The following is an 11,218-nucleotide window of genomic DNA, read 5'->3' on the forward strand; positions in this document are numbered from 1 at the left end:
TAATCGCATGAGAAAGGCGTGGCGGGAATGAAACACATGATCCGCCACGCCCTTTCCGTATCGATAGCCGCCCTTTTGCTCGCGACTGGGTCGGCACATGCCGTCGACACCGCCGCATCGGCAATTCCGGTCTCCGCGCCGGCAAAGGCGGGATGCGCAAACGGTCAGGTGCGGCTCGACACCAATTTTCCGACCGGCGCCGCGGCGCGTTGCGAAACGCCGGGCAAACACGAACTGGCTGTGACGCTGGCGCCCGAAGATGCGCCGCCGATCAATTGCAGCGCCTGGTATGCCTTTCGCCTGACCCCCCAACCCGGGGTAAAGCGCGGCCAGCGGGTCACGATCACGCTGAACTATACTGCCTGCGGGCATCGCTATTGGCCAAAAGTCAGCGAAGACGGGGTGCGTTGGACGCGCCTGCCTGCCAAAGACTTGACTTTATTCGAAAACAACGGGATCAAGCAGGCGCAGCTGCGGATCCAAATGGGCGCTGGGCCGCTGCTTGTCGCCGGGCAGGAAATCATTGCTCCTTCGACCAACGATCATTGGCTCGCCGAAAAGGCTCGCCATCCTGACGCCCGCCGCACCATTCTGGGCCGGTCCGCCGAGGGCCGCAGCATCGAACAACTCACCATCACGTCCGCCCCGACGCCGCCGCGCGAACAGGTGGTGCTGGTCGGCCGCCAGCATCCCCCGGAAATCACCGGTGCGCAGGCGATGCTGGCATTTGTAGATACAATCCTGTCGGATGAGCCGATCGCGACAGCTTATCGGGCGCGCTTTTCCACGATCGTCGTGCCGATGCTCAATCCCGATGGCGTGGCGCGCGGGCATTGGCGCCACGCCATCGGCGGGCTCGACCTAAATCGCGACTGGGGTCCATTCACCCAGGCTGAGACCCGGTTGGTCCAGGGTTTGCTGAAAGATATTGCCGACGATCCGGACCGGACGCTGCGGCTCTTCCTTGATTTTCATTCGACCCGCAAAGATGTCTTTTACACCTTGCCGGACGCCACGATTACCGATCCGCCCCGCTTCGCTGCCAATTGGCTGGCGCGCTATCAGGACCGAATGCCCGGCTATCACGTTGAACGCGATTCCAGCCATAATCCTGGACTGCCAACCGCCAAATCATGGGTCTATGAAACCTATGGTGTCCCCACCGCGACGTTTGAAATCGGCGATGACACCGACCGGGCACTCATCGCAAGAATTGGACGAGAGTCGGCGCTGGCGATGATGGAAACGATGCTCGCGACGCCCGCACCCTGACTGCGCCATCGGAGGCGTGCCGGGACATTGGCATTTAGTCACCATCCCGAACAATCAGCGCGTGGGCATCGTGGCGAATCGCCAAGGTCATTTGCTCGCCGTTCGCCGGAGGTTTACCCGGCAGCTGAATGGTGAAGTACTGATCCGCCGCAAACGCTTCGACGATATAATGGTGACCGGCGAAGCGGGTCGCCGAGACAGTCGCAGTCACGCCTGTCGAGCTGGCAACAATCGCACCAGGCCGGACAGCAAGCGTTGCGGCGCCGTCGGGAATGCCATCGGCTTGAATGGCACCGAGCGCAGTATCGGCAATCCCGTTCGTCACGACGGCATCGATCACAGCAACATCGCCAAGCAGCCGAGCAGCCGCGATCGATACGGGCTGATGGTAGCAATCCTCGGGCCGGCCGGTCTGGACGATGCGGCCCGCGGCCATCAGGATCAGATTGTCGGCGATCATCATCGCCTCTTCGGGATCGTGGGTGACGATCAGGACGCTCGTGCCCGCTGCGCGCAGATCAGCGAGTAGCGCATCGCGCACCGCGTCGCGCAGATGGCCGTCGAGACCCGAAAAAGGCTCGTCGAGCAGCAGCAGCGACGGTGCGCGTGCCAGTGCGCGCGCGATCGCCACGCGCTGCTGCTCACCGCCCGATAGCATATGCGGCCACGCGTCCGCGAGATGCGCGATGTGGAAGCGGTCGAGTAGCGCCGCGACGCGGGCGCGGCGGGTGTTGGCGGCCATGGCGGCGAGGCCAAAGCCGACATTTGCGCTGACGTTGAGGTGCGGGAATAGCGCATTGTCCTGAAACACCAGCCCGACGCCGCGATGTTCGGGCGCGGCGGTCATCGCCGGTGCGGCGACGGTCTGCCCGCGGATACGGATTTCGCCAGCATCGACGGGCTCCAGTCCTGCGATCAAGCGCAGCAAGGTGCTTTTGCCGGAGCCCGACGGGCCGAGCAGGCAGGTTATCCCGCCGGACGGCAAGGCGAAGGACGCGCCGTCGACCGCGGTGCGGCCGGGATAGGCGCGCATGACATCGCTCAATTCGAGAACGGGATGATCGGTCACGATAAGGTGCCTAGTCGCCGGGACGCGCGGTCGCAATGCGGCGCGTCAGCCAGATGACGGCGGGTAGCGACAGCGCAACGATCAGCAGCGACGGCAGCCCCGCCTGTCCCAGCCGTTCGTCGAGCGCATAATTGTTCGCGATCACCGCGAGCGTGTCGAAATCGAACGGGCGCAGGATCAGCGTCGCGGGCAGTTCTTTCAGCACATCGATGAAGATGATCAGCAGCGCAGTCAGCAGCGCGCCGCGCGCGACCGGCAGATCGACGGCGAACGCCGCGCCTGCCTCGTCGCGCCCCAGCGTGCGCGCGGCATGGCGCATCGACGGCGTGACGCGTGCCAGCCCCGCATCGATCGGTTCGAGCGCCGCCGCCATCAACCGCGCCGCATAGGCAAGGACCAGCAGCACGATCGCAACGGCTGTGCCTGATCCCGGCGCGAGGTTCCAGATCAGCCCGGCAGGCGCGAGCAAGCCGATCGCCATCACCGCGCCGGGAGTTGCATAGCCGAGGCTGGCGATCCGCGCCGCGATCGGCAGGCGCCGCGTCCCAAGCGCCAGCATCGTTGCAAGCGCGACCGTGACCAAGGCTCCGGCGAAGCCGAGCAACAGACTGTTGCGCGTCGCCGAGACGAGCCGCTCCCAATCGGGTGTGGTCTGCGCAAGGTTCCAGATCAGCCACCCGACCGGGAGCAGCAATCCCGCCATCAGCAGCGACAGGCAGAAGCCGAAGGCGAGCCAGCGCCGCACCCCGGCGAGCGGCTGCACATCGATCGTCCGCCAGCGCGCCTTGCCCGTTTCGTGCGTTGCGCCCTGGCGACTGGCGCGCTCGATCCACAGCAGCAGCGCGGCGGCGGCGAGCAAAGGCAGCGCGAACCGCGCCGCACTGACCGTCGAGCCATAGACCGACCAGGCGCGCACCACGCCGGTGGTGAGCGTCTGGACGCTGAGGAACTGGACCGCGCCATAGTCGGCGAGCGTTTCCATCACCGCGAGCGCCACCCCCGCGGCAAGCGCCGGGCGCGCCATTGGCAGCGCGACGCGCCACAGTGCCTGCCCGCCGCCGCAACCGAGCATCCGTGCCGCCTCAAGCACATTCACGGACTGATTGAGAAAGGCGGCGCGCATCGCGAGATAGACGTAAGGGTAAAAGGCCGCCGACAGGATGAACGCTGCGCCGCCGATGCTTCGCATTTCGAACGGCAGGTCGTGTCCCGTCGTGTCGCGCAGCCAGATGCGCAGCGATCCCGCGACATCGAACAGGTCGGCATAGCCATAGGCCAGTGCAAAGGCCGGGGTGGCGAGGGGCAGCGCCAGCGCCCACGCGAACACGCCGCGGCCGGGAAAGCGGTGCATGACCACCAGCCAGGCCGCGGTCGTCCCCGCCACCGCCGTGAGACAACCGACGAGCAGCGCCAGCCACACCGAGGTCAGCGCGTAGCGCGCAATGTCGCGGCCCGCGATGTCGGCGGTGTCGGTCCCGAACGCCGCGAGCAGCACGCCGATCAGCGGCAACGCCACCGCCAGCCCCGCCAGCGCGGCGAGGCTGGCGAGCGATGACGGGACAGGTCGGCGAAGGGTGGCGACGGTCGTCAGCGCCAACCCGCCGCGCTCATTAACGACAGCGCCGCCGGCTGCCGCGCCGCAAAGGCGGCGACGCTCATCGGATTAGCAGTGAAGTTCGCAAAGGCATCGACGGGCGGCGGGGCCGGGACGTCGGGCGAGGCCGGATATTCGTTATTGTTCGCTGAAATATGCTTTTGCGAATCCGCTGAGGCGAAAAATTCGAGCAGCTTGACGGCATTGGCCTGGTTCGGCGCGTTCTTCGCCACGCCGCCGCCCGAGATATTCACATGCGCGCCTTTGCCGTCCAGACTCGGGAACCCGAGTTTGACCTTGTCGGTCACCGCTCGGTCCTTGGCATCGTCGCCGGTCGCCAAGCGGATATAATAATAGCTGTTGGTGATCGCGACCTCGCACACGCCTGCGGCGACGGCGCGGATCTGGTCGCGGTCGCCGCCTTCGGGCGGTCGCGCCATGTTGGCGACGATGCCCTTGACCCATTCGCCCGCCCGGTCGGCTCCCCATGCCTCGATCAGCGCGCCGACGAGCGAGAGGTTATACACGCTGTCCGACGATCGGACGCAGATCTTGCCCTTGAAGCGTGGCCCGGCGAGCTTGGCATAATCGTCGATTTCTTCGGGCTTCACCTTGGCCGCGTCATAGGCGACGACACGCGCGCGGCGCATGAAGCCATACCAGTTGCCGCCCGGTTCGCGCAGGTTCGCAGGGATGCGCGCCGTCAGCGTTTCCGAAACCGTCGGCTGGAACAGCCCCGCCTGCTGCGCGCGCCACAATGCGCCCGCATCGGCGGTGATGAACAAGTCGGCGGGGCTGTTCGTGCCCTCGCTCTTCATCCGCGCGACCAGTTCGTCGGCTTTGCCCTCGATGCGGTTGATCTTGATGCCGGTTTCCTTGGTAAACCGGTCATAGAGCGCCTGGTCGCTGTCATAATGGCGCGCGGTGTAGAGGTTGACCTCTTGCGTGTCCGTGGTCTTCTCGCCGCCCGAACAGCCGCCCACCGCCATAGCGCCGCCAGTTGCCGCCAAAATCAACAAATTCCGCACGATCGACCTTTCTTTGGGGGATGGGCATTTGGCCTATCATTATTGAGAACCGCTCGCAATATATCTCGTGTGCGATGCGCTATCTTTCATCCGCTGCTCAACCGGCGCGTTGCAAATGATAGTGATTGTCATTAGTGCGCGCGTCGAATCGAATTGAAAGGATGACCGGGCCGATGTCGACCAGCATGAGTGTTAGCTGCTGCGCGTTGCTGATCGCGGGATTGTCGAGCCCCTCGGCCATGGCCGACACCGCCGCCGCATTTGACGCGGGATCGGGGCAAATCATCGACAGTATCGTGGTGACGGGATCGAAGTCGGACACGCTTGACATCGGCGGCTCGGTACAGCGGCTCGACACCGCCGACCTCGAGCGCTTTTCCTATGGCGACATCAACCGCGTGCTGCGTCAGATTCCGGGCGTCTATCTTCAGGAAGAGGAAGGTTTCGGTCTGCGCCCTAACATCGGCATCCGTGGATCGGGTACCGACCGCAACGGCCGGATCACGGTGATGGAAGACGGTGTGCTGATCGGCCCCGCACCCTATTCCGCCCCGGCTGCCTATTATTTCCCGCGCCCCGCGCGGATCGCCGCGGTAGAGGTGGCCAAGGGCCCGGCCGCAATCAAATATGGCCCGATGACGGTCGGTGGCGCGCTGAACCTGTTTTCGACCCCGATCCCTGACGTTGCGGCGAGAACGCTGGCGGGCAAGGCCGAATTGCTGATCGGCAACCATGACGGCAGGCGAGCGCATGGCTGGGCCGGCGGCTGGGCACCGCTTGGTGGAGGGATCGAGATCGGCGCGCTTGCCGAAGGGCTGTACGAACATTCGAGCGGATTCAAGGTGCTCGACATCGGTGGCGATACCGGGTTCGAAATTACCGACTGGACGGTGAAACTGGGTCTGCGCAGCACCGACGGCCGGCACGCGCTCGAGTTCAAATACCAGAACTACGACGAGACCAGCAACGAAACCTATCTGGGTCTGACGCTCGCCGACTTCGCCTTGTCGCCGAACCGCCGCTATAACGGCAGTCAGGCCGACGTGATGGACGTCGCGCACACGACCTATCAGTTCAGCCACCGGTTCGACATCACGCCGAACATCAATCTGACCACGGTCGCCTATCGCACCGACACGGCGCGCACCTGGTACAAGCTCAACGACGTTCGCAACAGCGCGAACACCGGCTGGGTGACGATCGGCAGCGTGCTCGACAATCCCGTTGCCAATCCGTTGCAAATGGCCGACCTTATCGGCGCCAACGGCTTTACCGGGCGGGCGGGTGCGCTGCGCGTGCGCAACAACAACCGCGTCTATCAGGCAACGGGCGTGCAGAGCGTGCTCACGGCCCGGTTCGGCACCGGCGCCGTCGCCCACACGCTCGAACTTTCGGCGCGCTACCACGAGGATGACGAGGATCGTTTGCAGCAGGACGACCGTTACCAGATGGTCAACTCTCGCATGATGCTGACGACGCCGGGCGTGCCCGGCAGCCAGGACAATCGCATCGGCGATGCCAAGGCCTGGGCCTTTTTTATCCGCGACACGATCGAAGCGGGCAACGTCACGATTGTTCCCGGCCTGCGCTACGAAGCGATCGACCTTCGGCAAACGCGTTGGGCCTTGACCGATCCTGCACGATCGGGCGCGACAACTGTTGCAAAGTCGAACGTCGATGTGTTCATTCCGGGGATCTCGGCGACGTGGCGCCCGGCCGAGAATGTCCGGATCGTCGCGGGCGCGCATCGCGGGTTCGCAAGCCCCGGCCCTGGATCACCGATCGATCCCGAAACGTCGTGGAATTACGAGGCGGGGGTCAAGCTCGGCAATGAGGCTTGGCGCACTGAAGTCATCGGCTTTTTTAACGATTATAGGAATCTGGTCGGCACCTGCACCGCCTCGACCGGTGGCAATTGCAACATAGGAGACCAGTTCGCGGGCGGCAAAGTAGATGTCAAAGGCGTCGAAATCACTGCCGGGCGGACGTTCGGGCGCATTGCGAACGACGGGTTCGAGTTGCCAGTGTCGATCGCCTACACTTTCACCGACGCCCAGTTCAAAACCAGCTTCGCTAGCGGTTACGAGCCGTGGGGGACGGTGACCGCGGGCGACCGGCTGCCCTATCTGCCGCGCCATCAGATGACGGTGAACGCTGGCCTGGCGCTCAAGGCTGCGCGGCTGAACGCGACGCTGAACTGGGTCGGCAAGGCGCGCGCCACCGCCGGTCGCGGCGCGATCGTGCCCGCCGACCGCATCGACGACCGCGTGCTGATCGATCTGTCCGCCGAAGTCGATCTGCTGCCCAACGTCTCGCTGTTCGGTTCGGTCCAGAATCTGTTCGACGTAACCTATAACGCCGCTTTCTCTCCCGCAGGCGCCCGCCCCGGAGCGCCGCGACTGGCGATCGGCGGCATCCGCGCGCGCTTCTGACGCCGCACAAAGTCACCGGACCGGTCGTTTCCGGAAACAAGGACGGGTGAGGGCGATACCGCCTCCTCCCTTTCCTTGCATCGATTTTTGCAACGGGGTCGATAGTGACGATCCGCGCGCTGCGCGGCGGCACGAGGGCGAGGCTGAGCGATGGAAAAAAGCAGGCGCGTCCGATGCCGATTGGCTATGCGCAACCCTATGTTCGTTGGGTGCGCGCGTCGCGCTGGAATCACAACGCCCGGGCCTCGTTTTCGAGACCCGGGCGCGTGTGACGAACACTCGCCATCCCCTTTTGTTGCAAGCCTGGCGAAAGGCCTGCACTCCCTGGAACCGGGCCTTGGGGCCGCTTGATCCAGAAGTCATCGGGCTAGGCGCAAGGGGGCAGTTTGTCACCCTGTGCAAGCCGTTCGGCGGCGCTTTTGACCCCCGCTGTGGCCGATGTGCAACATATTCTGCGACTCGCTCGCAAGAGACGTGTATGCCCGCGCCCATTGCCAGCGGTGCGGGCTCTGCTTAAAGCGACCGCATGCGTGTCATCTCACATGCGCTGCAAAGGCCCATTGCCCCATGATCCTGCGTCCTTACGAACGCACCATCTTCAAACGCTATATGCTTCCCCAGCGCGGCGAAGGGTTCATCTTTGTCGCGGCGGCGTTCAGCTTTGTCGCCGTCACGCTGGGCGTTGCGGCGCTGGTGATCGTGATGAGCGTGATGAACGGGGTACGCGCCGACCTGTTCGACAAGATCGTCGGGCTGAACGGCCATGCGGTGGTGCAAGGGTTCGGCGGGCGGCTAGACGACTGGCGCGATGTGCTGAAGCAGGCTAGGGCGACGCCCGATGTGGTGTCGGCGACGCCGCTGATCGAACAGCCGTTGCTCACCACCTTCAACGGCCGCGTCGAGGGGATTTTGGTGCGCGGCATGACGGTGCCCGACATCCGCAACAACCAGACACTGGGCGGCAAGGTGTTGCAGGGGAGCCTCGACACGCTGACCGCCAATTCGGGCAATATCGCCATCGGAAGCGAGCTGGCGCGCAATATCGGGGCGACGGTCGGATCGAATCTGACGATCATCAACCCCGCCGGGCGATCGACGCCATTCGGCACCGTGCCGCGCGAGATCAGTTACCGGGTGACCGCGGTGTTCGAGATCGGGGTCTATGATTTCGACAAAATGTATGTCGTGATGCCGATGGAGGATGCGCAGTTGCTGCTGCTTACCGGCGATCAGGTCGGGATGATCGAGGTCAAGGTCACCGACCCCGACGAGGTCGGCGAGATACTTGCGCCGCTGAAAGAAAAGGTCGCGGCGCAGGCGGTGGTTTCGGACTGGCGGCAGATGAACAGCAGCCTGTTCGAAGCGCTATCGATCGAGCGGGTCGCGATGTTCGTGATCCTCTCGCTGATCGTATTAGTCGCCGCATTCAATATTGTGTCGTCGCTGATCATGCTGGTGCGCGCCAAAACGCGCGACATGGCGATTCTGCGCACGATGGGCGCGCCGCGCGACGCGGTGCTGCGTATCTTCATGGCGATCGGGTTGTCGATCGGGATTGCGGGGACGCTGATGGGCATGGCGCTTGGCTTCGGACTGCTATATTTCCGGCAGGGGGTGCTGCGGGGGGTTGAGTTTCTGACCGGCCAGCCTTTGTGGGATCCGTCGATCCGCTTCCTGACCGAATTGCCGTCGAAGCCCGATCCGTTCGAGATTGCCGGGATTGCGTTGATGGCGGTGGTGTTCAGCTTCCTCGCGACGCTCTATCCCGCGTTCAAGGCGGCGAATACCGATCCGGTGCAGGTGCTGCGTTATGAGTGACATGATCCTCGAGCTGACCGCGCTCAAGCGCAGCTTTACGCAGGGCGATGTGACCATCGACGTGCTGCGCGGGGTCGACGCGCACCTGAAACGCGGCGAGATCGTCGCGCTGCTCGGCCCGTCGGGGTCGGGCAAGTCGACGCTGTTGCAGGCCGTCGGGCTGCTCGAAGGCGGGTTCGACGGAACGATCCGCATCGATGGCGCCGACGTGACGCAATATGATCAGAGCGAGCGAACCAAGACGCGGCGCGAGAAGATCGGCTTCGTCTATCAGTTCCACCACCTGCTGCCCGATTTCAACGCGATCGAGAATGTCGTGTTGCCGCAGCTGATCCGCGGGACCGCGCAGACCGACGCCGAGGGTCGCGCGGCGGAGCTGCTCGGGCGGCTGGGGCTGGGTGAGCGATTGCAGCACAAGCCGAGCAAGCTGTCGGGCGGCGAACAGCAGCGCGTCGCGGTAGCGCGGGCGTTGGCGAACCGGCCGATGCTGGTGCTGGCGGACGAGCCGACGGGCAATCTGGACGAGGCGACCGCCGACCGAGTGTTCGACCAGTTCGTTTCGCTGGTGCGCGATCATGGCTCGGCGGCGTTGGTGGCGACGCACAACGAACGGCTGGCGGCGCGGATGGACCGCGTGCTGCGCTTGCATGACGGGCGGATTGAAGCGTAGGCTGCATTCGCAAAGGGTGCGCGCATGATCCGGTACAAGCTGTTTTTGCTGATTGCGCTGACATGGGTGGTGGCTCATCCGGGGCAAGCCCAGTCGCCGCCCCCGCCACCGCCGCCTGTTCCGATGCCGTCGTCGCCGGCGCCACCACCGCCTCCCATCCTGCTGCCACCGTCGCCGCCGCCCGTATCGGCGCCTGTCGCGCCGCCGCTGGTTCAATCGGCTTGCACGGCGCCCGACTATCGCGCCTTCGACTTTTGGGTCGGTGAGTGGGATGTCTATGCGAATGGCAGCAGTGCGCAGGTGGCGACGAGCAGCATCAAGGCGATGTTCGCGGGCTGTGCGATCCGCGAGACGTGGCAACCGCTGAAGGGCGGTGGCGGCGGGTCGTTCAGCCATTTTGACGCCGAACGCCGCCACTGGCGGCAGGCGTGGGTCGACAGCAGCGGCGCACGGGTGGATTTCGACGGCGGACCCGCGAACGGCAAGATGGTGCTGACCGGTCATTGGGCGAATGTCGTCGCCAAAGGGCAGGACGGGCTGATCCGCATGACATATAGCAAGCAGCCTGACGGGTCGGTGCGCCAACATGGCGAGCAATCGACCGACCACGGCCTGACATGGGCAACCAGTTTCGATTTCATCTACAGACCGCGCAAAGCGGGGGAGAAAAGACCATGAACCTTTATGATTTTTCGGCGCCGCTGCCCGGTGGAGCGAGTCAGTCGATGGCGGATTATCGCGGCAAGGTGCTGCTGATCGTCAACACCGCGTCGAAATGCGGCTTCACTCCGCAATATGAAGGGCTGGAGGAGCTGTACCGCGACTACAAGGATCGTGGGTTTGAGGTGCTGGCCTTTCCGTGCAACCAGTTCGGGGCGCAGGAGCCGGGCGATGCAAGCGAGATCGCGAATTTTTGTTCGCTGACCTATGACGTCAGCTTTCCGGTGATGGCGAAGATCGAGGTCAATGGCGATGACGCCGATCCGATATTCAAGCATCTGAAGCAGGAAAAGACCGGGCTGCTGGGCAGCGGGATAAAGTGGAATTTCACAAAGTTTCTGGTCGGGCGCGACGGCAAAGTGGTGTCGCGGCATGCACCGACGACAAAGCCGGAGCAATTGCGTAAAGAGATTGAGGAGTTGTTGGGATAGCGCCATCGCCCCCGCGAAGGCGGGGCCGCTGGAGGAGTGGCGTAAGGCCGATTTCGGCCCCCCCCATCGCGGGGGCGTGGGGGCGATACCCACAACACCTCAAAATCTTTAACCAATTTATCCCGCGTTTTAGTCGGTGCATTCCGCGCCACCACTTTTACGGCGCCCCCGACCACCAACTATT

Annotated in this window: 10 protein-coding genes; 6 read left to right on the forward strand and 4 right to left on the reverse strand. The window is 64.2% G+C overall.

Annotation, left to right across the window (positions count from 1 at the left end; translation table 11 throughout):
• The first annotated feature begins 27 nt into the window (after positions 1–27).
• On the forward strand, positions 28–1,272 hold the full coding sequence (locus K0M74_RS12200; RefSeq protein WP_293972566.1) for a M14 family zinc carboxypeptidase: 1,245 nt from the start codon (positions 28–30) through the stop codon (positions 1,270–1,272).
• Positions 1,273–1,306: 34 nt separating this feature from the next.
• On the opposite strand, the gene K0M74_RS12205 is transcribed toward K0M74_RS12200, so the two are convergent.
• The 4 genes from K0M74_RS12205 to K0M74_RS12220 form a co-directional block, all read right to left on the reverse strand.
• On the reverse strand, positions 1,307–2,341 hold the full coding sequence (locus tag K0M74_RS12205; RefSeq protein WP_293972569.1) for an ABC transporter ATP-binding protein: 1,035 nt from the start codon (positions 2,339–2,341) through the stop codon (positions 1,307–1,309).
• A gap of 10 nt (positions 2,342–2,351) precedes the next feature.
• Positions 2,352–3,938 carry an iron ABC transporter permease gene (locus K0M74_RS12210; RefSeq protein WP_293972572.1) on the reverse strand — a complete coding sequence of 529 codons (1,587 nt, stop codon included), beginning with the start codon at positions 3,936–3,938 and terminating at the stop codon, positions 2,352–2,354.
• A complete protein-coding gene (locus tag K0M74_RS12215; protein ID WP_293972575.1) occupies positions 3,929–4,963 on the reverse strand; it encodes an extracellular solute-binding protein in 1,035 nt (344 codons plus the stop codon). The genes K0M74_RS12210 and K0M74_RS12215 overlap by 10 nt, the downstream gene beginning before the upstream one ends.
• A gap of 97 nt (positions 4,964–5,060) precedes the next feature.
• Positions 5,061–5,204, reverse strand: coding sequence for a hypothetical protein (locus K0M74_RS12220; RefSeq protein WP_293972578.1), 144 nt, complete (start codon positions 5,202–5,204; stop codon positions 5,061–5,063).
• Between K0M74_RS12220 and K0M74_RS12225 the strand changes: the two genes are divergently transcribed.
• The 5 genes from K0M74_RS12225 to K0M74_RS12245 all read left to right on the forward strand — a co-directional run bounded on the left by K0M74_RS12225 (position 5,203) and on the right by K0M74_RS12245 (position 11,034).
• Positions 5,203–7,395, forward strand: a complete 2,193-nt coding sequence (locus tag K0M74_RS12225) for a TonB-dependent receptor (RefSeq protein ID WP_293972581.1) — start codon at positions 5,203–5,205, stop codon at positions 7,393–7,395. The two genes, K0M74_RS12220 and K0M74_RS12225, sit on opposite strands and share 2 nt — an antisense overlap.
• Positions 7,396–7,962: 567 nt before the next feature.
• Positions 7,963–9,213 carry a lipoprotein-releasing ABC transporter permease subunit gene (locus K0M74_RS12230; protein ID WP_293972584.1) on the forward strand — a complete coding sequence of 417 codons (1,251 nt, stop codon included), beginning with the start codon at positions 7,963–7,965 and terminating at the stop codon, positions 9,211–9,213.
• Positions 9,206–9,883 (forward strand): ABC transporter ATP-binding protein, encoded by a 678-nt coding sequence (locus tag K0M74_RS12235; protein ID WP_293972587.1) that lies wholly within the window; start codon positions 9,206–9,208, stop codon positions 9,881–9,883. Before K0M74_RS12230 ends, K0M74_RS12235 begins: the two co-directional genes overlap by 8 nt.
• A 24-nt stretch (positions 9,884–9,907) precedes the next feature.
• Complete coding sequence (locus K0M74_RS12240; protein WP_293972589.1) at positions 9,908–10,561, forward strand: hypothetical protein; 654 nt, start codon at positions 9,908–9,910, stop codon at positions 10,559–10,561.
• Positions 10,558–11,034, forward strand: a complete 477-nt coding sequence (locus K0M74_RS12245; RefSeq protein WP_293972592.1) for a glutathione peroxidase — start codon at positions 10,558–10,560, stop codon at positions 11,032–11,034. Before K0M74_RS12240 ends, K0M74_RS12245 begins: the two co-directional genes overlap by 4 nt.
• Positions 11,035–11,218 lie beyond the last annotated feature (184 nt).

Source organism: Sphingopyxis sp. (assembly GCF_019459305.1).
Classification (GTDB): Bacteria; Pseudomonadota; Alphaproteobacteria; order Sphingomonadales; family Sphingomonadaceae; genus Sphingopyxis.

Coding starts and splice junctions, on each gene's coding strand:
- K0M74_RS12230 (WP_293972584.1), top strand. CDS start 7,963: ATGATCCTGCGTCCTTACGAACGCACCATCTTCAAACGCTATATGCTT.
- K0M74_RS12200 (WP_293972566.1), top strand. CDS start 28: ATGAAACACATGATCCGCCACGCCCTTTCCGTATCGATAGCCGCCCTT.
- K0M74_RS12235 (WP_293972587.1), top strand. CDS start 9,206: ATGAGTGACATGATCCTCGAGCTGACCGCGCTCAAGCGCAGCTTTACG.
- K0M74_RS12245 (WP_293972592.1), top strand. CDS start 10,558: ATGAACCTTTATGATTTTTCGGCGCCGCTGCCCGGTGGAGCGAGTCAG.
- K0M74_RS12225 (WP_293972581.1), top strand. CDS start 5,203: ATGGCCGACACCGCCGCCGCATTTGACGCGGGATCGGGGCAAATCATC.
- K0M74_RS12220 (WP_293972578.1), bottom strand. CDS start 5,204: ATGGCCGAGGGGCTCGACAATCCCGCGATCAGCAACGCGCAGCAGCTA.
- K0M74_RS12240 (WP_293972589.1), top strand. CDS start 9,908: ATGATCCGGTACAAGCTGTTTTTGCTGATTGCGCTGACATGGGTGGTG.